The 24,592-nt window shown below is 61.2% G+C and carries 19 protein-coding genes and 2 pseudogenes; 4 read left to right on the forward strand and 17 right to left on the reverse strand.

Annotated elements, in window-relative coordinates:
* Position 1 precedes the first annotated feature (1 nt).
* The 13 genes from GGQ99_RS18905 to GGQ99_RS18965 form a co-directional block, all read right to left on the reverse strand.
* The gene (locus tag GGQ99_RS18905; RefSeq protein WP_183263704.1) at positions 2–2,053 is read right to left on the reverse strand and encodes a hydantoinase/oxoprolinase family protein; all 2,052 of its coding nucleotides are present in this window, start codon (positions 2,051–2,053) and stop codon (positions 2–4) included.
* Between the two features lie 192 nt (positions 2,054–2,245).
* Positions 2,246–3,187 carry an ABC transporter permease gene (locus GGQ99_RS18910; RefSeq protein WP_183263705.1) on the reverse strand — a complete coding sequence of 314 codons (942 nt, stop codon included), beginning with the start codon at positions 3,185–3,187 and terminating at the stop codon, positions 2,246–2,248.
* Positions 3,187–4,326, reverse strand: a complete 1,140-nt coding sequence (locus tag GGQ99_RS18915) for an ABC transporter permease (RefSeq protein ID WP_183263706.1) — start codon at positions 4,324–4,326, stop codon at positions 3,187–3,189. Before GGQ99_RS18915 ends, GGQ99_RS18910 begins: the two co-directional genes overlap by 1 nt.
* Positions 4,319–5,818, reverse strand: coding sequence for an ABC transporter ATP-binding protein (locus GGQ99_RS18920; protein WP_183263707.1), 1,500 nt, complete (start codon positions 5,816–5,818; stop codon positions 4,319–4,321). Before GGQ99_RS18920 ends, GGQ99_RS18915 begins: the two co-directional genes overlap by 8 nt.
* Positions 5,819–5,881: 63 nt before the next feature.
* Positions 5,882–6,907 (reverse strand): BMP family ABC transporter substrate-binding protein, encoded by a 1,026-nt coding sequence (locus GGQ99_RS18925; RefSeq protein WP_246389654.1) that lies wholly within the window; start codon positions 6,905–6,907, stop codon positions 5,882–5,884.
* A 135-nt stretch (positions 6,908–7,042) separates the two neighbouring features.
* Positions 7,043–8,284 carry an NAD(P)/FAD-dependent oxidoreductase gene (locus tag GGQ99_RS18930; protein ID WP_183263771.1) on the reverse strand — a complete coding sequence of 414 codons (1,242 nt, stop codon included), beginning with the start codon at positions 8,282–8,284 and terminating at the stop codon, positions 7,043–7,045.
* Between the two features lie 145 nt (positions 8,285–8,429).
* Entirely contained in the window at positions 8,430–9,518 is a 1,089-nt protein-coding gene (locus GGQ99_RS18935; RefSeq protein WP_183263709.1) for a Rieske 2Fe-2S domain-containing protein, read from the reverse strand.
* A 143-nt stretch (positions 9,519–9,661) separates the two neighbouring features.
* Positions 9,662–9,877 carry a ferredoxin gene (locus GGQ99_RS18940; RefSeq protein WP_183263710.1) on the reverse strand — a complete coding sequence of 72 codons (216 nt, stop codon included), beginning with the start codon at positions 9,875–9,877 and terminating at the stop codon, positions 9,662–9,664.
* 64 nt (positions 9,878–9,941) lie between these two features.
* Entirely contained in the window at positions 9,942–12,329 is a 2,388-nt protein-coding gene (gene cutA / locus GGQ99_RS18945) for an aerobic carbon-monoxide dehydrogenase large subunit (RefSeq protein WP_183263711.1), read from the reverse strand.
* A gap of 11 nt (positions 12,330–12,340) precedes the next feature.
* The gene (locus GGQ99_RS18950; RefSeq protein WP_183263712.1) at positions 12,341–12,871 is read right to left on the reverse strand and encodes a (2Fe-2S)-binding protein; all 531 of its coding nucleotides are present in this window, start codon (positions 12,869–12,871) and stop codon (positions 12,341–12,343) included.
* An 11-nt stretch (positions 12,872–12,882) separates the two neighbouring features.
* On the reverse strand, positions 12,883–13,734 hold the full coding sequence (locus GGQ99_RS18955) for an FAD binding domain-containing protein (RefSeq protein WP_183263713.1): 852 nt from the start codon (positions 13,732–13,734) through the stop codon (positions 12,883–12,885).
* Between the two features lie 221 nt (positions 13,735–13,955).
* Positions 13,956–14,876 (reverse strand): DMT family transporter, encoded by a 921-nt coding sequence (locus GGQ99_RS18960; RefSeq protein WP_183263714.1) that lies wholly within the window; start codon positions 14,874–14,876, stop codon positions 13,956–13,958.
* Positions 14,873–16,291, reverse strand: a complete 1,419-nt coding sequence (locus tag GGQ99_RS18965; RefSeq protein WP_183263715.1) for an amidase — start codon at positions 16,289–16,291, stop codon at positions 14,873–14,875. Before GGQ99_RS18965 ends, GGQ99_RS18960 begins: the two co-directional genes overlap by 4 nt.
* A 72-nt stretch (positions 16,292–16,363) precedes the next feature.
* Between GGQ99_RS18965 and GGQ99_RS18970 the strand changes: the two genes are divergently transcribed.
* Positions 16,364–17,257 carry an IclR family transcriptional regulator gene (locus GGQ99_RS18970; RefSeq protein ID WP_183263716.1) on the forward strand — a complete coding sequence of 298 codons (894 nt, stop codon included), beginning with the start codon at positions 16,364–16,366 and terminating at the stop codon, positions 17,255–17,257.
* A gap of 79 nt (positions 17,258–17,336) precedes the next feature.
* Here the strand turns inward: GGQ99_RS18970 and GGQ99_RS18975 are convergent, their stop codons facing one another.
* Positions 17,337–18,116 carry a creatininase family protein gene (locus GGQ99_RS18975; protein WP_183263717.1) on the reverse strand — a complete coding sequence of 260 codons (780 nt, stop codon included), beginning with the start codon at positions 18,114–18,116 and terminating at the stop codon, positions 17,337–17,339.
* 155 nt (positions 18,117–18,271) lie between these two features.
* Here GGQ99_RS18975 and GGQ99_RS18980 point away from each other — a divergent pair, with 155 nt between their 5' ends.
* From GGQ99_RS18980 to GGQ99_RS26440, 3 genes and pseudogenes are all read left to right on the forward strand, one after another.
* Positions 18,272–19,633 (forward strand): malonyl-CoA decarboxylase, encoded by a 1,362-nt coding sequence (locus GGQ99_RS18980; RefSeq protein ID WP_183263718.1) that lies wholly within the window; start codon positions 18,272–18,274, stop codon positions 19,631–19,633.
* 18 nt (positions 19,634–19,651) lie between these two features.
* A complete protein-coding gene (locus GGQ99_RS18985; protein ID WP_183263719.1) occupies positions 19,652–21,193 on the forward strand; it encodes a malonate--CoA ligase in 1,542 nt (513 codons plus the stop codon).
* Between the two features lie 46 nt (positions 21,194–21,239).
* A pseudogene (locus GGQ99_RS26440) lies at positions 21,240–21,455 on the forward strand (helix-turn-helix domain-containing protein); the annotation flags it as partial.
* Between the two features lie 24 nt (positions 21,456–21,479).
* Here GGQ99_RS26440 and GGQ99_RS26315 read toward each other — a convergent pair.
* From GGQ99_RS26315 to guaA, 3 genes and pseudogenes are all read right to left on the reverse strand, one after another.
* Positions 21,480–21,608: a hypothetical protein gene (locus GGQ99_RS26315; RefSeq protein ID WP_281380072.1), complete on the reverse strand. Its 129-nt coding sequence runs from the start codon at positions 21,606–21,608 to the stop codon at positions 21,480–21,482.
* Positions 21,609–21,723: 115 nt separating this feature from the next.
* Positions 21,724–22,685: pseudogene (locus GGQ99_RS18995) on the reverse strand (tyrosine-type recombinase/integrase); the annotation flags it as partial.
* Positions 22,686–22,976: 291 nt separating this feature from the next.
* Positions 22,977–24,539: a glutamine-hydrolyzing GMP synthase gene (gene guaA, locus GGQ99_RS19000; RefSeq protein WP_183263721.1), complete on the reverse strand. Its 1,563-nt coding sequence runs from the start codon at positions 24,537–24,539 to the stop codon at positions 22,977–22,979.
* Positions 24,540–24,592 lie beyond the last annotated feature (53 nt).

Raw genomic sequence — 24,592 nt, forward strand, 5'->3', positions numbered from 1 at the left:
CTTAGGCGTTCTTGTCCAGAATAAGGTTACCGTAGACGTCGGCCCGCACGCTCCATTGCGCCGGCACGACAACGGTGGAGCCGTATTCCTCGACGATCACCGGACCGGCTATCTGCTGCCCGACGGCGAGTTCCGTCCGATTGTAGAGAGGGCAGTCCACCCAGCCGGTGGCGCGCCAGTAAGCCATCCGGTAGCCGAATGGCTTGGCGGCATCGCGGGTCACCGTGTCCGGCTTGAGGTTTGGGCGATGCTGAATGCCGACCGCCTGGACCCGCAGATTGACCACCTCGACGTCCTGTTCGCCTTCGTAGTGAAAGCCGAAAGTCTGATCGTGAACGCGGTGGAAATCCTTGAACAGATGGGCAATCGCCGCCTCCCCACTGACATCGGAGGGAATATCGACCTGCACCTCATGCCCTTCTCCGAAATAGCGCACGTCGGCTATGCGGCGGATCTCAATCTTGTCCCTGGCGATACCTTCGGCCGAGATATCTGCAACACCGCCACGCACCAAATCATCCCAAGCGGCCAAGATCTCGGCAGGATCGGCAGTCGACTGCCGGCGCACCATCGTGCGTATGTAGTCGCGGCGCACGTCGGAGACATGCAAGCCGAAGGCGCAGAGATTGCCCGGGTTTGGCGGCGACACGATGGTGCGCACGTCGAGGAAGTCGGCCACTTCTGCGGCGAACAGCCCACCGGCGCCACCGAAGGCCACCATGGCGTAAGCACCCGGATCGCGGCCGCGGGTCGTCGTCACCTGGCGGATACCGAACACCTGGTTGACGGCAGCAATTTCGAGGGCGCCGGCGGCGACCTCTTCTGCCGACATGCCGAACTCAGCGCCCAGTTTCCTGTAGGCCTCACGTGCCGCATCGGCATCGAGCTTGATCGCCCCACCGATCAGCGCCGCCGGCAAGCGCCCGAGTGAAATCGCAGCATCGGTCACGGTCGGCTTTGTGCCGCCCTTGCCGTAGCAAATCGGGCCCGGGTCCGCGCCAGCACTCTTCGGTCCAACCTTCAATTGGCCATAGGGATCGACCCAGGCAATCGAACCGCCGCCGGAACCGACGGTGACGATGTCGAGCATCGGCGTCTTGACCGGATAGCTCTCAACCATCGAGGCCGAGGTATACATGGGAGTGTAGTTCTCGATGATCGCGACATCGGTCGAGGTGCCGCCGACATCGACCGTGAGGATGTCCTTGTAGCCTGCGAGATGCGCCATGTGGATCGAGCCAAGGATACCGGCCGCTGGCCCCGAAAGCAGCATCGTCACTGGCTTCTCGCCGGCCGTGGAGTGCTTCACCACGCCGCCGTTCGACTGCATGATCAGAAACGGAATATCGCCCGACTGCGAGCGAATGCGATCGGCCGCATTCTGCAGGTAAGTCTTGCAATAGGGTTTCACCAGCACATCGATGAGTGTCGTCATGGCGCGTTCGTATTCGCGGTATTCGGGCAGCACCACCGACGACAACGAGAAGAAGACATCGGGAAAATGCTCCTTGATCAGCGCGCCGATGCGCTGCTCGTGAGCGTCGTTGGCGTAGGCATGCAGTAGGCAAACGCCAATGCAAGTCACTCCGTCCTCAATCAACTCGCGCACGGCCTCCAGCGTCTCGGCTTCGTCGAGAGCTTCCAACTCCTCGCCCGAAAAGTTCATGCGACCGCCGACTTCGCGGACCAGATGAAGCGGCACCAGACGCGGCGGCTTGACCCAGAAGAAGGAGTTTCCATAGCCGTCGGGAACCGACTGGCGGGCGATCTCGATCATGTGACGGAACCCGCGCGTCACGATCAGCCCCAGTCCGTCAAACTTATGCTCGAGCACGGCATTGGTCGCCACCGTCGAACCATGCAGCAGCATCTGCAGGTCTTCGTGCTTGGACCCTGTTTCCTCGAGGACGCGACGGACGCCGTTCAGCAGACCGACACTCGGATCGGCCGGCGTCGAAGGCGTTTTCACCGCAGTGATTTGCCCCGTCGCTTCGTTGATCGCAACCACATCGGTAAAGGTACCGCCCGTGTCGATAGCAATTCGCAGGCCCATTTGGTTCTCCTCCGTATCCATATAATAGATATTGCATTCATATGTTGCAGAAAGCGACCCTCAGATCAAGCGACTTTCACCAGAATATGGATATTATCGCTTCTATTCGGATATAGCGTATTGGGGTGTCGAAAGGGGCTTTCAGGCGGTTATGCCAACAAACACGCGCGACCGGCCTGCAACAAAGTCCGGCTACCGCCGCTCTTCCCGCAGATATGGCTGTCCGAGCCCGCGAGGCTCATCAAATCGCCTTTCCGTAGACTTGTTCAGGTTCGCGTAGACCATCACCGCTAGGGTGACGATGTAAGGCGCCATCAGCATGAAGTACTGCGGCACCTGCAGGCCAACGGCCGCAACGCGCGGGATCAACGCCTCGATACCGCCAAACAAGACGGCGCCGGCGAGTGCCCGCCATGGCTGCCAACGTGCAAAAATCACCAGCGCGACCGCGATCCACCCACGACCGCCTGACATGCCTTCTACCCACATCTTGGCAACCCCGACCGAGAGATAGGCCCCTGCCAGGCCGACGATCGCTGCGCCCGCGATGATCGCGCCATAGCGGTAGATCGTGACGCTCGTCCCTGCGGCATCAGCTGCTTCGGGGGCGTCACCGACGGCTCGCAGCCGGAGCCCAACCATCGTATGCGAAAGCAGATATGCTACAGCGAAGAAGATCGGCAACGTCAAATATACCAGCATGTCCTGACGGAACAGGATCGGACCAAGTACAGGAATGTCGGCGAGCGGGCCGAGCGGAATCCGATCGAGACCGGCGATAGGTCGATTGGTCCATCCCTGCTGGGTTCCAATCAATCCGGTCAGACCTTGCGCCAGAAAAACCATGACCAGGCCGGCCACCACCTGATTTGCTCTCAGCGTCACCGCCATCAGCGCGAACACCAGTGACAAAGCCGCCGCCGCCAATGCGCCCACCGCGAACGCTACCAACGAATGGTCACCTATCACCACGGAGGCCCCCGCCGCCGCTAGCGCGCCCATAAGCAAGTACCCCTCGGCGCCTAACGAAAGGACGCCGGATTTCTCGGTGACGATCAGACCCAGTGCGGCCAGTGCGAAGGGTACGGCAAACGCAGGAACGTTGGCTGCCCAGTTGATGAAGAAGTCAACCATCACGATCCCCTGTGAATGCGGCGAATGCGATAGCGTATGAAGAATTCAGACGCCGCGACGCAGATTACCACCACGGCCTGAACGAGTTGGACGACCGAACCGGGGATTTGATAGAAGACCTGAAGGCTTTGGCTGGCGATGAACAATGTCGCCACGCATAGTGCCACCAACACGGCGCCAAGCGGATTGTTGCGCGCGAGGAATGCGATCAAAATCCCCGAGAAGCCGTAGCCAACAAAAAAACCTTGCGTCATGCGGTATTCGACACCAGCGCTGATGGCAAAACCTGCGACGCCTGCGAGCGCACCTGACAGAAGTGCGGCACCCATCGTGACTGCGATGACCGGCAGACCCATCGCCGCAGCCATGCGTGGATTGGCCTGGACGACGCGGGTGAAATAGCCGTAACGACTGACGTTCAGCAGCCACCAGATCACTGCGGTCAAGATTAGCGCCAATGGCAATGCATAGGTGAGGCTCTCCCACCCTACCGTCGCCAGCCGCTCAACCGCCTCGTATTGCTCCGAATTCGGAAAGCCGCTCTTGGGATCTTTCCAGGAACCATAGAGAAGGTGCAACAAAAGGTTGAATGCCACGTAGTTGAGCAACAGCGTCGAAATGATCTCGTTGACGCCGTGCCTGATGCGCAGCAGCGCAGGTATCAGCATCCAAAGCATGCCACCCAAAGCCGCAGCGATGAACATCGTTGCGACACGTAGCGGCGCAGGGCCGATATTACCAATGGCTACCCCTGTTGCTGCAATCGAACCGAGGATCATCTGCCCCTCGATACCAATATTCCAGAAGCGCACCCGGAACGCCACGGCTGCAGCCAGCCCGACGATGAGCAGCGGCGCAGCTTGTGTCAGCACATCCGACAGGCTGCGCGGCGTAGAAAAGATCGAAAAGATGAACTCGTTGGCGAGGTCGGAGAAGCCGACGCCGGACGCAACGAGGATCAGAGCGGCAATGAAAAGTCCTGCGCCGACACCACCAGCCAGCGCTACCACCTGATACCAGGCCGACGCATGCTGGCGAACTTCAAGATTGAAGCGGCCGAAGCCTTGCCGTTTGGCCCGCAATTCGGAGTTGTTAACGGCCGGAAGCGCGGCCGGAATGTTGTGATCAATGTCAGTCATGGTGCACCATCGCCATTCCCACCGCCTGACGGTCGACTGGCGCGGCAAATTCCCGGACAATCCTTCCGCGGCTCATCACCCCGATGCGGTCCGCCAGGAGCAAGATTTCGTCGAGGTCCTCGCTGATCAGCAAAACGGCCGCGCCGTTGTCGCGCGCATCGCACAATCTCCGGTGAACCGCCGCTGTGGCGCGCACATCGAGGCCACGGCTTGGACTGTGCACGACGACAACCTGAGGCTGCGTTGCGAATTCTCGCGCGATGACCAGCTTTTGGGCATTTCCGCCAGACAGCAGGGCCGTCTTCTGACGCGGCCCCTGAACGCCGTTGACTTCGAATGCGGCCACTGCTGCAGCGGTTGCGGCTTGCGCGGTACGACCGTCGACCCGTGCCCAACCGCCGAACCGATGCGAACGAATGCCGTGAACTGCGTAGTTGTCGGTGACAGAAAGGTCGCCGGCAAGTGCATATGCCTGGCGATCGGCGGGTATCGAAACGACCCCGAGCTCGCGGCGGCGACGGGCGCCGTCTCCACCGATCTCGCCGACCCCGTCAAATTCGATACTGCCTGCCGCAGGGCGAAGCACGCCCATCAATATCTCGGCGAGCTCGGACTGTCCGTTGCCGCCGACACCCGCGATGCCGTAGATTTCGCCCCGGCGCAATTCGAAGCTTGCATCGGCGAGCGCGCGGTGGCCGTCGGCGCGCAAGCCGGCAACACCCGTGAGTTTCAAGATTGGCGCGCCCGGCGCTGCGGCCGGCTTGCGCACCTCTGTCTGGACTTCGCCGACAATCAAAGCTGTCAGGTCGGCAATCGAGCGCGACTTCGGATCGACAGAAGCGACGGTGCGGCCGCCGCGCATGACAGTCACGCGGTCGGCAAAACGCTGCACTTCTGCCAGTTTGTGGGTCACCAGGACGACCGCAGCCCCCCGAGCGGCCAGTTGCCGTATCACCCCGAGCAATGCCTCGGCTTCCTTGTCCGTCAGCACCGCGCTTGGCTCGTCGAGGATGAGGATGCGCGCGCCCTCTACCAGCACCTTGAGAATCTCCACCCGCTGCTGTTCGGCGACCGAAAGCGCGCCGACAGGACGCTTCAGGTCGACCTCGAATCCGATTGCTGCGCTTTGGCGTCGGATCGATGCCTCGACATCGGCAATGCTCTTGCCATAACGCCCCTTCCCACATGCAAGAAGCACGTTCTCAAGCGCACTAAACGCCTTCACCAGCTTGTAGTGCTGATGCACCATGCCGATGCCCAGCCGCTTGGCGGCAATCGGGCCGTCGATCAGAACGTCGCGACCTTCGATGCAGATGCGTCCTTCGTCCGGTTGGTAGAGGCCGGCAGCGACATTCATCAGCGATGACTTGCCGGCTCCGTTTTCACCCAACAAGGCGTGAACCTCGCCGGCGGCGACCGTCAACGAAGCGGCTGACAGCGCATGGAAGCCATCGAAGGACTTTGACACGCCGGAGAGTTCCATCGCCATCATGATTGCAACCTCGATACAACGACTTCAGAGGAGAGCCGCGGCGCTGACCGCCGCGGCTGCGCTTCACTGCTGGCTGACAACTCCCGGCACATACCAGTCCATCGCCCAGAGGTCGGCGTCGCTCAGGACGGCACCGGCGGGAACACGTTCCTTGCCGTCGCGGTCTTTGAGCGGTCCGGCGTAGACCTGCAGCTTGCCATCGACGATGGCCTGGCGGGCGGCCACGACCTTGTCGGCCACCGCCTGTGCCACCGCATCGCCGCAGCAAGAGACATCGGTCCCGCCTTCCTTGATCGACAGGAACGCGCCGTAGGGGCCAGGCTCCCAATTACCGGCTTCGATCTTCTTGATTTCTGGGACCAGGAAGCGGTCCCACACCCAGACGGAGGAACACTGCGTCGCCTTCGGCGCGAATTCCGCCAGGTCGCGATGGTGGCCGGTGCTGTAGATGCCCTTTTCCTGCGCCACAAGTTGCACCGCAGGCGTGTCGACATGCTGGCCGATGACGTCGATGCCTTGCTCGGTAAGCGCTTCAGCGGCGGCACGCTCCTTGACCGGATCGTTCCAGGCGCCTGTAAAGACCACGGTCACCGTCGCATTCGGATTGACCTGGCGGGCACCCATTGCATATGCGTTGACCGTCCAGTTCACCAGGCCGAAGGGATTGGCCGCAACGAAGCCCAGCTTCCCGCTCTTCGATGCACCGGCCGCCGCCATGCCGCACAGATACTGGCTCTCGTAAGTTCGACCGTAGAAGCTTTCGAGGTTCGGACCGTTGGTTGTTCCTGCCGGATTCAAGAAGGCGACTTCAGGGTATTTCGCCGCGAGTTCCTTGAACGTATCGGAATAGCCAAAGGCCGAGCCGATGATGACGTTGTAGCCACGCTGGATCAGCAGCTCGACTGCTGGACGGACCGCGGTAGCGTTCTCCGGTACATTTTCGATGACGGGAATGGAGACGCCCATCTCCTTCTCCATTCGCTGTCGCGCCTCGTCCAACGCTTGCGACCAGCCGCCATCGTTCTTGTTCGTGAAAATGACCAGCGCGATTTTCGCAGGGCCGGAAAGCTTGAAGGCAGCGTCTGCCATCGAGGTTGCGGCCGCCAAAGCAACGGCACCCAAAGTAAGCGATTTGCAATATCTTCCAACCATCGGATCCTCCATCAGACCGATTGAACAAAACTTGACTTGTTTGGGATGCGCCGCCCTGCGAGCGCGCGGAACCTACGATGCCGTGGCTTTCTCGAAGGCGGTCAGGGCTTCGTTCCAATTGGCGCGGTGCTCGATTAGCGTCTTGCTGAGCATCAGGCTCTTTGCCTCGTTCATAGCCAGTGCACCGACCAAGCGATCACCGCGCCTGTACCAAGCCAGGAACCTGCGCTCGGCAACCGAACCCTCGACGATGCGGATTTCATCGGCTGCGGTGATACCGGCAAACTGAATGCGCACGCCGTATTGATCCGACCAGAAATAGTTGCTTCCGTGGAATGGCCGCTGCTCCTCGGCGTCGGCGAGTATGTTGCGCGCGACGTGCCGGCCCTGCTCCACGGCGTTGGTCCATTGCTCGCCGCGCATGCGCAGGCCAAACAGTTCATTCGGCCAGGACGCAACGTCGCCGGCCGCGTAGACGCCTTTGGCCGGTGTCGAGAGCGTGGCATCGCAGACCGTGCCATTGTCGATGGGCAGCCCAGAGCCGGCCAGCCAATCCACTGTCGGGGCAACGCCGATGCCAACCACCAGGAGATCGCAATCAATCGTCGTCCCGTCCGTAAGCCGGACCCGTTCCACGCGCCCGTGACCTTCGACGGATTCGATCGACACGCCCCGGAGGAGCCTGGTTCCGTGGTCGGCATGAAGCCCGGCGCATGCGAGACCCATGTCGTTGCCAAGCGCGCGCGCCAGCGGCGCCGGCGAAGCCTCGACGATCGTAACGTCCAGACCCAGCTTCCTGGCGCTTGCCGCCACTTCGGACCCTATGAACCCTGCCCCGACGACAACCACACGGGGTGCTTTTCCGAAGGCGTCTCGAATTGCGACGCCATCGTCGAGCGTCCTCAGTTCATGGACGCCGGCCATATCCGCGATGCCACCCAAACGACGCGGCGCGGCGCCGGTACAAATGACCAGATCATCGAAATCAACGGACCCACGGCTGGTCTTCAAGCAACGCTCGCGAAGATCGAGACTGCCGACCCGATGCTCCAGCAACAAATCTATGCTCAGATTGTTGTAATATTCGGCATCGCGGTAGATGGCCTTTTCGACGGAGGTGGTCCCGACGAGCAGGCTCTTGGACAGTTGCGGCCGGTCGTAGGGTGCTACTGCTTCGGCCGTGACCATCTTGATCGAGCCGTCGAAACCCTGGCGCCGCAACTCTTCGGCAGCACGCAAGCCGGCCAAGCCACCGCCGGCGATAGCGACACGCCGGCGGTGGTGGGGAGGATGGCGAACGCTTGCATGTGTCATGGCACAACTTGCCCTTGCGCCCGCCTCGGCACTGGAAGCCAAGGGCTGGGCGGCTCAATCCTGTCGGTGACCCGAAGGTCAGTTCAGTCAGCTAGAAGGCAGCCGAAATACTCACGGAACATTTCGGCCGCCTGCACCCTGGGGCCTACCTGGCCAGTTGGTTGGACAGTTCGAGGAGCCATCGGCGATACTCGACCGAGTATTTGTCGACGCCCTTGACGTGCATCTCGACAGTCAGATCTTCCGGCAGTTCTTCGGGCCGCTGCGATTCAACGACCGCTTTGTCCTGGTCGTAGATAAACTTGACGAACCCGGCGAGTTCGGTGTCCTTCTGCGCCGGATCGCCAAAGTCACGCGTCGCGACCGTGAAATTGCGAATCTTCTTCGCGTTCATGGGCGTTGGATGGAAGATCAGGTTGTAGCGGTTTCCATCCTGGAACAGGATGTTCAAGACGCAGGTCAAAGGCATGAACACGCGCCAATCGACCAGGAACCGGATGTAGGGATCGGTCGGCATTTCCTTCCCACCCCAGGCTGCCGTGTCGATGGGCACACGCACCCACGCACCCTCACCTTGCTTGTTCTCGAGCTTGTTTTCGTTGCGCCAGACTTCGTGAGCCGGAACCTCCGGTACAGTTGCATCGCCGAGAAAACCATCGTGCAGAATGGCGAAGTGCGAATAGTCCGTGTAGTTCTCGACGCGCCGCGGCGCGCTGCAGGCCCAGTCTTCGGACGGCACCGCGACATAGTGGAAGGACGGGTCGTCCCAGAGATGAAACTCGGGCAGCGGGTAGTGAGGCTTGTCTTCGAGGCAGACCCAGACCATGCCGTACTTTTCGACGGACTGGTACTTGCGGACGCTGGCACGCAAGTGCCCGGCCAGATCGGGCCGCTGAGGGGCAAGCTTCAGATCGCCGCTCGAGTCAAACTGCCAACCGTGGTAGGGGCATTCCAGCCGGCAGTTTCCGTCTTTCGTCTCTTTCACGCTGCCGAGCGACAGCCGCGTTCCGCGGTGCGGACAAAGATCGTCGAATACCGAAATTTCGCCTCGCATGCGGACGATGACGATGTCCTGATCGCACAAGGTAAAGCCGATCGGCTTTTCCGTCACCTCGTGCGAGTATGCAACCACATGCCAGAAATGGCGAAGCGATCGGTAGACACGCGCTTCGCCCTCGACATCCAGTTCGTTCGCACGCATGCTGGCGACGGGCTTGAGTTTGGTAACAGCCATGCTCGTTCTCCTCTTTTTGGCTCTGCCGTCCAGATGACGCCTTCTAGGCGTTCTTGTTTGTCTGCCCGCAGGGCGAGCAAATCCGTTGCAGCGTGAGCTGCCAGTGCAATCCGGTGATGCTTGTTGGTTGCTAGGCTAAGCTGCTAGGCGATTGCCGGTTCCTCGTGCTGCAAGAGCTCGATGGCTTCGACGGGGCAACACATTGCCGCGTCCTGGGCTTCCTTTTGTTCGGTATCGCTGAGCTTGCAGCTCTTGATGACGACGAGGCGGCCGGCCTTATCCAGATCGAACAGGCTGGGCGCAATGGTGATGCACATGCCGGAGCAGATGCATTTGTCCATGTCCACATGCACTTTCATCTTGGTCTCCCTGTTGGTCAATCAATTGATGCGCATTTCCGGACGCCCACCCGACGGGCGGGCATCAACCGCCGGTCACGGCGGCGTAGATCATGCTCGGCGTGATTGGGATGTGTTGGAACGGGGCTGCACCAAACGGCCGTAGCGCGTCATCGATTCCGGAGGCGATCACAGCCCCGACCGGGATGCACCCTGCCTCTCCGACCCCCTTCACGCCTAGCGGATTGAGCGGCGAAGGCGTTTCGAGATGCAGAATCTCGACCTGCGGTACTTCAGTTGCGTAAGGCACCAGGAAGTCGACGAAGTTGGCGTTGATCATGTTGCCATCGGTGTCGAACTCGATGCGCTCGTACATTGCGCCGCCGATCCCCTGGGCAATCCCGCCCATCACCTGGCCCTCCACGATCATCGGATTGATCATGTTGCCGCAGTCGTGGATGCACACATAGCGCCGAACCTTGACCGAGCAGATTTCCGGATCAACCTCAAGGATTGCACCGTGAACTCCATAGGCCCAGGTAGCGCAGGGCGGGCTGTAGTAGTCCGTTGCCTCGAGGCCCGGGGCCTGGCCCTCGCCAAGCGCGGGACCATCGTGGCGACTGGCAGGGGCGAACTGGGTTGCAGCCTTGGCCGATTCATTGAAGGCATAACGCAACGGGTTGGTTGCCGTCGCCACTGCCGCCAGCGACACTTGGCGATCGGTGCCTTTCACCCAGGCTGCGCCGTCGCGTAGCTCAATGTCATCCGCGCTGGCCTCGAGCATGTTGGCGGCCGCCGTGAGCGTCTTGTTGCGGACGATCAAAGCCGACTTGTGGATGGCATTGCCCGACACCACCGCGGCGCGACTGGCGAAAGTAGCGACGCCCCAGTCGAACGCCTTGGTGTCGCCCTCGACGAGGATGACGTCCTCCACCTTCACGCCGAGCTGGTCCGACACGATCTGTGCGAACACCGTATCGTGGCCCTGTCCCTGAGAAGTGAGGCCCGTATTGACATACACCTTGCCGGTGATCGGGTGGATCTTGATGTGGCCGCCCTCATAGGGGCCGAGACCGGTGCCCTCCACGTAGAAGGCCATACCGAGCCCGAGATGCCTGCCCGCCTCGCGCGCCTTTTGTTGTTCGGCTGCGAAATTGGCGACGTCGAGCTTGTCGTGGAGCATCTCCAGCGCCTTGTGATACTGGCCGCTGTCGAGGCTGACCGGCAGACCGTCGGCAAACAGCAGCCCCTCGCGCAATTTGGGGAATTCGTCGTCGCCGATCAGGTTGCGGCGCCGGATCTCGAAGCGGTCAAGCCCGAGATCGTCGGCAAGCTGGTCCATCGCCCGCTCAATGGCGAAACAGGCATGCGGGCGTCCGCAGCCGCGGTAGGGCGTGACCGGCACGGTTGGAGTATATACCGCCTTGAATTCGACCCAGATATTGGGGATGCGGTACGGGCCGGCGATGGAGGTCGATGCGACCTGAGCCACCGCAATGCCATAGGGAATGAAGGCGCCGGTGTCGTGCAGGAAGCTGTCGCGCAGGGCCAAGACCTCGCCAGTCTTCTTGGCATAGAGCTCGATGGTGTGGATCTGCGTTCGTTCCTGGGTCGAGCCGACAAAGTTCTCGCGCCGGTCCTCGATATACTTTACCGGACGTCCCAGATGTCGTGCGGCAAACGGCACCAGCAACTCGTCCGGATAGAACAAGAGCACCTTCTGGCCGAAGCCGCCGCCGACGTTGGGAGCAATCACGCGCACCTTGTCCTCATCGATATTGAGGATCGAGGCCAGGCCGCCACGCACCGACAAGGGTGCCTGTGTTCCATCCCAGACGGTCAGTTCGCCGGTAACCCGGTCGAATATGGCGGCAACCGCGCGGCATTCCATGGCCGCTGCCGTGGAGCGGTCCACCTGGACCCTCACTCTTGTGACGTGCTCGGCCTCGGCAATCGCCCGATCGGGGTTTCCCGACACCTGCACGAGATGAGCCGCGATGTTGTTCGGGTGCGTTGGATGGACCAGCGGCGAGCCGTCCAGGATTGCCTTTTCGAGGTCTATTTCGACCTCCAGCGGATCGTAGTCCACATCGACGAGCGCCGCCGCATCCTCTGCAGTGTAGCGGTCCACCGCAACGACCATCGCCACGGTCTGACCGACGTAATAGACATCGCCCCGCGCCAGCGGACGCTGGGTGCGAGCGTCCGTCATAGATGAATGCGGAATGAGCAGCGGCAATTCCAGATCGAGGTCGCCAATGTTGTCGCAGGTGTAGACCGCCGCAACGCCTGGATGCGTGCACGCCGCCGTCACGTCGATCGAGTTAATCCGGGCACGGGCGAACGGGCTCCGCACGAATGCCACATGAAGAGCGTTTGCCAGCGGAATATCGTCGACGAACGACCCTTCGCCGCGCAGCAGCTGGGGGTCGATGTTGCGTTGGATACGGGATCCGAAAGCTCGAGTGGACATGGTTTCGATCCCTATCGAGAGGCCAGTGCATCCGCCGCCTGACGAACGGCGGCGACGATGTTCTGATAGCCGGTGCAGCGGCAGAGGTTTCCTGAGAGCATGACGCGGATGCCCTCCTCGGAGAGGTCCATCGGCATGTCGGATTCGAGATTGCTCAGGATGTTCATGATCATGCCGGGCGTGCAGTAGCCGCACTGCAGGGCGTGGCAGTTTCGGAACGCCTCCTGCAGGGGATGCAGGCTGCCATCATCGTCGGCAACGGACTCGATGGTGCGAACGTTGGTACCTTCGGCCTGGACGGCGAAGGTCAGGCAGGACCGCGCGGCGACCCCGTCGATGATCACGGTACAGGCACCGCAGACGCCATGCTCGCAACCGACATGTGTGCCAGTCAGGCCGAGCTCGTGGCGCAGAAAATCAGACAGCAGCATGCGCACGCTCACCTCTGCCGAAACCGTCTCGCCATTGACGCTCAGATTGACCGCCACCTTGGGATCGATGGAAATTGCCTGTGGTTTCGGCCTGATCGTTCCGCGGTTCATCTGCATTTCCTCTACTTCGTCCTCGATGCGGCCTTTTCGACCGCGCGCCTCACCAGCCCCGCCAGCAGATGGCGGCGGTAATCGGTGCTGGCATGCATGTCATCCGGGGCGGTGACCGCCTCCTTTGCAGCCTCGCCGGCAGCCTTCAGAACATCCGGCACCAGGCCGCCCTTGGCTATTATTTCCTCCGACTGCCTCAAACGCACCGGCCTTGAGGAGATACCGCAGGCGGCAAGCGAGACGTGACCGGAGGTACGATCCACGATCGCAGCCACAGCCGCGATCGCATAGTCGCCATGGCGGCGCGTGAATTCCTCGAAGGCCCAGCCGGCACCAGCGGGCAGCACCGAGAAGCGCGCCTCGGTGATGATCTCGTCCGGCTCGCGTGTCGTCGTCATGTGGAATTGGAAAAAGTCCTCGGCAGCGATCTCGCGGCGACCACGCGGGCCCTCGGCAACGACGCTGCCATCGGTTGCCAGCAGCACCATCGGCATCTCGGCGGCAGCGTCGGCATGGCACAGGCTGCCGACCACCGTTCCGCGGTTGCGAATAGGCACATGCGCCACATGCGCCATCGCTTCGCGGATCAGCGGATTGGCACGATGCGCCGCTTCGCTCAATTCGAGTTGGCGATGCCGCGTCATCGCCTTCACGACGATCCGCCCATCCTGCACCGAGATGCCCTTGAGGCCTTCGATGTGTTGAATGTCGACAAGGCGGCTGGGACTGGCGAGCCGCATGTTCAACGCCGGGATCAGGCTTTGCCCACCAGCAAGCACCATCGCGCCGGAATCGCCAGCCAGCAAAGCTATCGCGTCCTTCAGCGAACGAGGCGCGCGATACTCGAACAGCGGTGGCTTCATGCTACCTCCCGTTATGTTTTAGCCCCTTGCCCTGGACAGTGATCGCCCAAGGACCGACGCCATGTTTGGCAACCCCTCGTCGCCCACAGACAGTGTGGAGTGCTCATTTCCTGAGCTTTCCTCTATCCACAATCTGGATACTGCATCCTAAATAGCGATAGTCCGCGATGTCAACAGCAATTGCGACAGACCGTCATCGCAATTGCATTTTCCTTGAATTGTCAGGGTCTGGCGGCGTCTCCCACGCGATTCACAAGCAAGACGCCGATCACGATCAATGCGAGCGCCAGCCATATCCAGAGCGACAGGCTCTCAGCAAAAAGCAGAACGCCGAAGCCGACGCCGACGGCGGTGTTCACGTAGCTCATCTGGCTGACATAGACCGGCCCGCCGACCTGCTGAAGGCGGAAGAAAAGACCGTATCCAACGCCGGTGGCAACGCATTGTATCGCTATGAGATGCCAGCCGTTTGCGAAGCCAGCGCCAACATCTGGCATCGCCGACATTGCTATGAGCAGCAACAGCGTGACTGCTATGCCAAGCGCCGCAGCGACAAGGGTCCATGCCGCAAGCGGCAGCGGGTTCTTCCCTTTCGGCCAGTGCGTTGTGCGGTAGACATTACCTGCCGCCAGCACCAACGGCGTGATCAAGGCAGCCAGGTACCAATAGAACGGAGCATGGGCAGCATCGCCGCCATTGCGTGCGAAAAGGATGACCAGCGTACCGACCATGCCGATCCCGAGACCAGCCAGGCGCGGCAGGTTCGGCTTTTCCAGCGCCAGTACGTAAACGATGGCGAGCGTGGCGATCGGTGCCAGCGACTGGATTATCGCCGGGATGCCAGCTCCAAGATGGGGCATCACCGTCACGACGGCGGTCCAGGGAATGGCAAAGGTCAGCAGCCCTGCAGTCGCAGCGTAGCTCAGGGTAGCCCGGTCGGGTCGCAACGAATGGCCAGCCAGCCGGGCGATTGCGGCTAGCACTGCGCCTGCCCCGGCGGCGGTAGCTCCAACATAGACGAGAGAAGGTATGCCCCCGGCCACCGCAATCTTGCCCAGGGGAAAGATCGAGCCGATGCAGATGCCCGCCGCAAACAACAGAAGCACTGGCTCCAGTCGTGCGCCACGTCCTACATGCGTCATGCTTGCTCCATCGGATCGATCGGGCGGATCAGGGATTGTCCGAGCACGCTCTCGCACCAGGCAGCTGCCGCAACAAGTTCCGCCTCGCCATGAGGCTTGCCGACAAGCTGCAGGCCGACCGGAAGCCCGGCGGGGGTTCGGCCGCAGGGAATCGAGATCGCGGGACAGCCGCAGACGGTGATGGCGTAGCCCAACACAAGCCAGTCGAGATAGGTCGCCAGCTTTTGGCCATCTATTTGCTCGACATAGCGCTGTTCTACTGGGAACGGTTCGACCGGCGCCGTCGGGGTGATCAGCACGCCGTAGCGATCGAGAAACTCCAGCATTGCCAGGCGCACGCGGGCCCTGTCCGCCTCCGCGCCAGCGAGTTCCTGTGCCGTCAGCTTCAGCCCCTGTTCGATGTTCCAGATCACCTCCGGTTTCAGCTTCTCGCGGTGCCGCTCCAGCACATCGCGGCGCAGGGCAGCGAACTGGAATGCGCGCAAGGTGCGAAAGGCCGGATCGCTGGCGGCAAGTTCCGGGCAGGCTTCGTCGACCCGCAGTCCTGAAGCCACCAGCTTGTCCAGCGCCTGGCCGACGGTCGCCTGAACGGCACGATCCACCGCCGCCATGCCGATGGTCATGCTGAACGCTGCTCGGGCGGGCAGGCGGGCCGCTTGTGCCGCCGCCAGGAATGACGTGGCGCCGCACGGCCGTGACAGCGGATCGCGTGGATCGAAGCGAGCCATCCCGTCCAGGGCCAGGGCCACATCATCGACAGTGCGTCCCACCGGCCCCATGACCGACAACACCTGCCCGGGCAACCGACTTGGGCCCTGCGGCACGACGCCAGGCGTGGGCCGCAAACCCACCACATTGCAAAAGGCGGCTGGATACCGCAGGGAACATGCAAAATCCGATCCTTGCGCCACGAAGGCCATGCCAGTAGCGACGGCGACCGCGGCTCCACCTGAAGAACCACCCGCTGAGCGCGACAAGTCCCAAGGGTTCAGCGTTCGACCGAAAACCTCATTGAAGGTGTTGGCGCCGGCTTCGAATTCGGGCGTATTCGATTTGGCAAAGATGATCCCACCTTCGGCCTCTATCGCCTCGACAATATAGTCCGACATCTCCGGAATGTGATCGGCAAAGGCGAGCGACCCCCAAGTGGTGCGCACCCCCGAGACGGCGGCAGAGTCCTTGATCGGCCACGGCAGACCGGCGAACCGTCCCCGATCGGCGACGGGCAATTCCTCGAGCCGTTCCGCGAAACGTTCTGCGCGATCGAAGCAGAGCGTGGGCAGCGCATTGACCATGGGGTCGACTGCTTCCACCCGCTGACGCGTGCTCGCAAGCAGTTCGCTGGGCGTTATCTCTCCCTTCTTCAATCGCTCCACAGCCGCCACCGCGGTCCACGTCCAAGGAGCGTCGGTCATCGCAAATCCCCTCTATGGCTTGCTTTCATATATTCAATATCGCATCCATTGAGTGGACAGACTTTATTGCCTATGTATGCGGGTGTCTTCAACGTAAAGCGGCCTTCCCAAGTGAGCAATTCTCCTCGCAATTCGCCCGATGTGACACCGACCAAGAAATTGGCGAAGAACAACGACCTGAAAAATGGCGAAGAAGACAGCGCCGAAGATCCGCTGCGCGGGATGGCGCGCTCCTTCGCCGTCCTTGATTTCCTTGCGACCTCGCCGGGACGCGTCGTTGATGTGACGCGCAGTCTCAACCTGCCGTGGGCGACAGTGCACCGCACGATCATCCAGCTGGAAAAGGCGCAGTTCCTCCGCCGCGACCCGGAGACCAACCGCTACGAGATCGGACCTCGGCTTTGGCATATCGGATCCGCCTATCTCGCCAATCACCGCATCTTGAGGGTTGCCATGCCTTACCTGGCGCGCCTCGAGGGCGAGGAAGGCATCGCCATGCAGGTCGCAGAACGCATTGGCTGGCACTCGGTGGCGATCTATTCGCACCAGCGTGTCGACGAGGACATCACCAAGGCCCACTACGGCTACCATTTCCCGCTGCATTGCGGCTCCAAGGGCCAGGTGCTGCTGGCAAATGAGGATCCGCAATTTATTGAGGAATACCTGCAGCGGGATCTCGAGCGCCTGACGCCAGACACCATTACCGACCCGGCCCGCCTGCGAACGGTGCTGGAGCAAATCCGCCACGAAGGCCTGTCGCTGACCATAGGCGATGTGCAACCTTTCACAGGCTCGATTGCCGCGCCGATCCGCGATGCCAACGGTCGCACCATTGCTTGTATCTCCTTTGTCTTCAGAAAGACCCTCGCCAAGAACAGCAAGCGTCTCGACGATCTCAACGACAAGCTCCTACAGGCTACCCATTCGATCAGCATCGACCTTGGCTGGCACCCTGGCCAAGGATGACGACGAAACAAGCCGATCGGAGGGTTGGACCGAGCGACTGCGCCACAATTGCACAGCCTCTGATCCACCCTGCGAGCCTCTATTTCCGTTCCTCGTAGGACGCCTGCAGTGCGTTGAATGTTTCTGCCAGTGCATCGACCACAGTGTCGATGAACACCTCGCCGGCCTCGGCCGAGGCCAACGTCGGGTCACCGAATATCGCTGCGTGTCCTGCTTCTGGCCTGGGACGGCGTGAGTAGGTTCGCGTCGGGTTGGTCGGCGCAACGAGATCCCACCCCACCGGACCGTAGTATGCGCCCGCAAGCCGCTCCATCTTGACGACATTCGGCCGCGTTGCGAGCTGAAAAGAGGCTTCGAACTCACATCCGTGTCCCATGCCGCCCGGGACTGACTTGCGCAGTGCGTTGATCTTGGCCGCAGCAGGCTCCCAATAACTGACCGCCGAGACTTTGAAGTTGTGGCTGGCATCCAGTTCGTCGACCAGATGCCGAGCCACCGCATCGTTGGCCGTTCCATTCGGACGATTGCCATTCAGGATGATCAGATGCTCGAAACCCTGGCGGACAAGGGCCGCTCCGACCTCGAACAACATTGCCTGGTAGGTCGGAATCGACAGCGAGATGGTGCCGGGAAAGTATTCAAAGGTCTTTGAAATACCGTAGGCAACGGGCGGCGCTACAAGGGCGTCGATACGCTCGGCCAAAAGCCCCGCAATATGATCGGCCTGGTGTGTATCGGTGTCGGTAGGCATATGAGGCCCGTGCGCCTCCGTGGCGCCCGTGGGTAGGATAACCGCCCGCTTGGCAGTGATCGCCTCCCCGACCTCCATCTGCGTCATGAATGACATACGGCGTTCCATGGCGACTTCCTTCAGCTTGGACTTGCATCGATTCGACAATCGCGCCATATTCAAAATACGGATACGATATCTAATATATAAGCATCAGATCGCAACGACAGCAACCAGCTTTTTTTGCAAGCAGGACAGCGCCGGCAGGAGGAAGACAGGTCGATATGCGCGCATTTGATCGAGAAAGCGTCTTTTTCGGGGAGTTGTTCAACGGTATCGCCCAACGCGGCCGACGTCTGTTGTGGCGACCTCAATCGCAAGCGGCACTGCCGGCGGAGGGCATCGCAGGCTTGGCACAAAAGCTGATATCGAGCCGCGGCGAAGCCTCGGGCGTGGCCCTTGCCGCCGATCTGCTCAAAGCATGGCGCCGGCTGGACAACGAGGCACGCCTGGAGTGGTTCCGAACCTTGATGAGCGCATTCGGCCCGGACCAAAAGCGTCTCGAAGCAGCCGTCGAAACCTGGCGTTCCGGCCACACCGCGGAGGCCGCCTCACACCTGGCGACCGCAGCCGAACCGCTGAGGCAGGAGTTGTTTCGGCGCATCAACCTGGCGCCCGGCGGAACTGCTGCGCTGGTCGCGATGCGCGCCGAGCTCGTTCGGCATCTGCGACAAGCACCCGAACTGGAGGTGGTGGATCGAGACTTTGTCCACCTGTTCAGTTCGTGGTTCAATCGCGGCTTCCTGATGATGACGCGTATCGACTGGTCCTCACCCGCGTCGATCCTGGAGAAAATCATCCGCTACGAGGCTGTCCATGAAATTCACGGCTGGGACGACTTGAGACGCCGACTACAGCCCACGGACCGACGCTGCTTCGCCTTCGTCCATCCGCAGATGCCGGACGAGCCGCTGATCTTCGTCGAGGTCGCGCTCACTTCCGGCATGCCCGGCAGCGTCGACGGTTTGCTCGCCGGGGACCGTTCGCCCCTCAATCAGGCGGAGGCCGACACCGCGGTCTTCTATTCCATCTCTAACACGCAGGTCGGCCTCAAAGGAATCTCGTTTGGCAGCTTCCTGATCAAGCAGGTGGTCGAAGACCTTCTCCGAGACTTGCCCAACTTGCGCACTTTCGTGACACTGTCGCCCATTCCCGGCTTCGCGGAATGGCTTTCGAGCTACCGCCAGCAAGCAAGCCCCGACGAGGCGAAACTCTTCCAATTGCTCGACGAACCGGACTGGCACGGCGATGCGGACATTGTCGAGACATTGGCCCCCGTGCTGACTCAAGCGGCAGCCACCTATCTCGCCGCCGCGAAAGATGCCGCTGCGCGACCGCTCGACCCGGTCGCGCGTTTTCACCTGGGGAACGGTGCTCGCCTGGAGCGTTTGAACGCCAGTGCCGACCTGTCGCCCAAGGGCCTCAAGCAATCGCACGGCATGATGGTGAATTATCTCTACGATCTGCCGTCGATCGAGGCCAACCACGAAGCCTTTGCCAACAAGGGCGAGGTCGCGGCCTCGAAAGCCGTGCTCAAGTTGCTGGCTTCCGAACGTCCGGCGCGGCAGCCGATTTCACATTTCTAGGAGGAACCACACCGAACCATGAGCTGGCGCTATCAAGAGAACCCGTCGATCAACTCGCTCCCCGAACTCGTGCGCGCCCGCATAAGCACGCTCGACAAGACCTTCATCCAGAACGCCGACGGCCGCAATTTCAGCTTTGCCGAGTTCTGGAAGGTTTCCGGCAGAATTGCACAGACGCTCGTTGACGCCGGCGTCCGCAAAGGCGACCGGATTGCCGTTCAGGTGGAGAAGAGCCCTGAAGTCATCGCGCTCTTTCTTGCCTGCGCGCGTGCCGGTGCGATTTTCCTGCCGCTCAACACGGCCTACACGCTGGCCGAGATCGAATATTTCGTCGACGACGCCGAGCCCAAGCTCATCGTCGTCGCGCCGCAACGCATATCCCAATTGGTAGACCTCGCCGTGCACAAGGGAGCGATGTTGCTTTCGTTGGGTGTGGCGGGAGACGGCACGCTGATGGAGGCTGCCAACCAACAGAATGGCGCCTTCCGCGATGTCAGCCTTGGATGGGATGATCTTGTCGCCATTCTTTACACCTCCGGTACGACCGGAAGGTCGAAGGGTGCAATGCTTACCCATGGCAATCTTGCGTCGAACGCGCTTGCCCTCGTCGAGACCTGGCACTTTACCGAGGCAGACACGCTGCTCCACGCCCTGCCAGTCTACCACACGCACGGCCTATTCACGGCCACCAACACGCTCTTGCTGTCGGGCGGCACCATGCTGTTCCGCCCGAAATTCGATGCCGAAGAGGCACTGCGGCTGATGCCACAGGCGACCACGATGATGGGCGTGCCGACCTTCTACACACGTCTGCTGCAGCACCCTGGCTTGACCCGCAAGGCGACGACGCACATGCGGCTGTTTATCTCCGGCTCCGCTCCCCTGCTCGCCGAGACGCACGCAGAGTTCGCCGCTCGTACCGGCCATGCCATCCTCGAGCGCTACGGCATGACCGAGACGAACATGAATTCGTCGAACCCCTATGACGGACCTCGGATTGCCGGAACCGTCGGCAAGCCGCTGCCTGATGTCGACATTCGCATCACCGACCCGGCCAATTCGTCTCCCTTGCCAGTCGGCGAGATCGGCATGATCGAGATACGCGGTCCAAACGTCTTCAAGGGCTATTGGCGGATGCCGGAGAAGACGGCAGAGGAAATGCGTGCCGACGGCTTCTTCATCACCGGCGACCTCGGCCGCATTGATGACAACGGTTACGTGTCGATCGTGGGCCGTGGTAAGGACCTGATCATTACCGGGGGATTCAACGTCTACCCAAAAGAGATCGAGACCGAAATCGATCTGATTGAAGGCGTTGTCGAATCTGCCGTCATCGGCATCCCACACAGAGATTTCGGCGAAGGCGTCACCGCAATTGTCGTGGCGAGCAATGGAACGCCTCCAACCGAAGCCGCCATCCTTGCCCATCTTCAGTCACGCCTGGCCAAATTCAAGCTGCCAAAGAGGGTATTGTTCGTCGACGACCTGCCACGCAATGCCATGGGTAAAGTTCAGAAAGCGTTGATGCGCCAGACCTACTCAGATCTGTATGGAAATTGAACGGCGCAGGGCCGGCATGACAAGCCACAAGCCACAGCCTCGCTCAATGTCGTCCGAACCGCGATCCGTCTCAAATGGCGTGGCGGCTGCATCACCTCACCAGGACCCGCCTGTCGCTTTTCCATCAAAGGCCAGGCTTCAGGTGGCAATCGGCAGGGAGATCCGCTTCCATCGGAAGCACCATGGCGTTAGCGCAATCGAACTGGCAAGCACAGCGGATATCTCGCCAAGTATGCTTTCCAAAATCGAAAATGGTACGATATCGGCGGCTCTGGTAAAGCTGCAATCACTGTCCCGCGCACTTGGGGTTCCGCTGTCCACACTCATGCGTCGCTCCGAAGACGAGGAAGATGCCATTTTCATCAAGGCCGGCGATGGTGTCCGCCTCGAACGGCGCGGCGGCCATGTCGGTCACCTGTACCAACTGCTGTGCGGCACCGGCTCAAGTGCCGGCGGCACCTCCGTCCAGCCCCATCTCGTCACCCTAACCGACGACACCAGGCCGTTCCCTCTATGCCAGGAAAAGGGCACGCTTGCTCGACGACCAGGTAGGTGACCCGGTTAAAGGTGGCCCGCGACATTGGCGCGTCAGCATCATAGCCGGATGGCAAGACATAGCGGGAATTGCCGGCGCAGGTCTTCAGCGCGATGAAGATGTCGAGCATCTGACGCGACAGGTACACGTTGTACGCCTTGGACCGTTTCATGCGCTCCTTCGGGATCGACCAGACGGCGTTCCCGAAATCGACCTCATCCCAAGTCGCATCCTGCAGCTCGCTCTTTCGAACCATGGTCAACAGAAAGAGCTTCATCCCTAACCGTATGGTTGGAAGGGTTGCGATCTTCTCCAGGGTCTTCAACATCGCTCGAATCTCGGCCGGCGACAGCGAACGATCGCGTGGTACGAAATGGGCGATTGAAGCGGGGCCAACATCGTCCGCGGGGTTGGAGACCTTCTCCCCGTGCAGTATGGCAAAGCCATAAATCTGCTTGAGGGTATCTCGAACGTGGATTGCGGTTGCCGGCGCCCCGCGCTCGACAATCTTTGCGCAATGCGCCCGCAGATCGTCTGACGTATTTCGGTGAGCAGGCGGATTCGCCAGACCGGCAACAGATCACGCTCGAAGATTGAGCGGCGCATAGCGCGCGTGCTCTCCGCCATAAGCGCGCCCTCCAGCCACTTCGCGCCGAACTCACCAAAGCTCGCTTCCTTCAAGCGCCGCTTGTCGCGCTATTTTTCCAGCGCCGGAGAACGCCCCTCGCGAACCGCCCGCCGGGCATCGAGACAAAGCTCGCGCGCTTTCGCAAGTGAGATTCCATCTCGGCCGTACCTGCCGAGATAGATCGTCTCGCGCCGACCATTGATCCTGTAATCCAGGCGAAAGGAGATTGCGCCGCTAGGCATGACGCGAACATACATGCCGTCACGGTCCGCCACTTTGTAAACTTTGTCTTTTGGTCTCAATGACTTAAGGGGAACGTCCGTCAACATGCGAGCATTTCCACCGGAAAGTACCGTCAGGGTATTTCAGAGGCTAGTGGCGGACAAACGTATTTTAATTCAATGCGTTAGTTGTCAAAAAGTACCGTCACGATCTCTTTTCCTGTGACGGTACTTTCGAAAACCGGGGAGAGCAATATGGAGGAGGTCCGTCAGAACGTACGACAGGTCCGTCAGCTGCCTATCGATTGCTCTCGACAGGCAGAGACAGGATTTATTTTTTATTTCAATTAGTTAGATCGCAGCCTGGTGTATTTTTGGATACGCCCGGATGGGTCTGAATCACTCCCACTCGATCGTGCCGGGCGGCTTCGACGTCACGTCGTAGACGACGCGGTTGATGCCGCGGACCTCGTTGATGATACGGGTGGCGGCGGCGCCGAGGAAATTCATGTCGTAGTGGTAGAAGTCGGCGGTCATGCCGTCGACCGACGTCACCGCGCGCAGGGCGCAAACGAACTCGTAGGTGCGGCCGTCGCCCATGACGCCGACGGTCTGGACCGGCAGCAGCACGGCGAAGGCCTGCCAGATGGCATCGTAGAGGCCGGCCTTGCGGATCTCGTCGAGATAGATGGCGTCAGCCTGGCGCAGGATTTCGAGCTTTTCGCGGCTGATGCCGCCGGGGCAGCGGATGGCGAGGCCCGGTCCGGGGAACGGATGGCGACCGATGAAGCTGTCGGGCAGGCCGAGTTCCTTGCCAAGCACGCGGACCTCGTCCTTGAACAGCTCGCGCAGCGGCTCGACCAGCTTCATGTTCATGCGGTCGGGCAGGCCGCCGACATTGTGGTGCGACTTGATGGTAACCGAAGGGCCGCCGGTGAAGGACACGCTTTCGATGACGTCGGGATAGAGCGTGCCCTGGGCGAGGAAATCGGCGCCGCCGAGCTTCTTGGCCTCTTCCTCGAATACCTCGATGAACAGGCGGCCGATGGTCTTGCGCTTCTTTTCCGGGTCAGACTCGCCTTCGAGCGCGTCGATGAAGCGATCGGCGGCATCGACCAGGATCAGCGGCAAATTGTAATGCTCGCGGAACATGGCGACGACGTCGGCCGCCTCGTTCTTCCGCATCAGGCCATGGTCGACGAGGATGCAGGTGAGCTGGTCGCCGACCGCCTCGTGGATGAGCAGTGCCGCGACCGAGGAATCGACGCCGCCCGAAAGCGCGCAGATGACCTTCTTGTCGCCGACCTGCTTGCGGATCGCCTCGACCGCATGCTCGCGGTAGGCGCGCATGGTCCAGTCGCTCTCGATGCCGGCGATCTTGTGGACGAAATTGCGCAGCAGCTTGGCCCCGTCGGGGGTGTGTACCACTTCGGGGTGGAACTGCACGGCATAGAACTTGCGGGCCTCGTCGGCGATGGCGGCAAAGGGTGCGCCGTTGGAGGTGCCGATGACGCGGAAGCCGGCGGGGATGGCAGTGACGCGGTCGCCATGGCTCATCCACACCTGATGGCGAGTACCCTTGGCCCAGACGCCGTCGAACAAAGCACTTTCGTCTTCGATCTCGAGATAGGCGCGGCCGAATTCGCGATGGTGGCCGGCTTCGACCTTGCCGCCGAGCTGGGCGCACATGGTCTGCTCGCCGTAGCAGATGCCGAGCACCGGGATGCCGGCCTCGAAGACGGCGTCAGGAGCGCGCGGGCTGCCGATGTCGACCGTGGAGTGCGGGCTGCCCGAGAGGATCACCGCCTTGGGGCTGATCCGCTTGAAGGCCTCGGCGGCCGACTGGAAGGGAACGATCTCGGAATAGACCCCGGCCTCGCGGACGCGACGCGCGATGAGCTGCGTCACCTGGCTGCCGAAGTCGATGATGAGGACGGTTTCGGGGTGCTCGGAGTTCTTCATGGCGGGCGTTTAAAGAAAGATTCGAGTCTGTGCAATGGGCTGGATTGCATGGC

Source organism: Aminobacter niigataensis (genome assembly GCF_014200015.1).
Taxonomy (GTDB): Bacteria; Pseudomonadota; Alphaproteobacteria; order Rhizobiales; family Rhizobiaceae; genus Aminobacter; species Aminobacter niigataensis.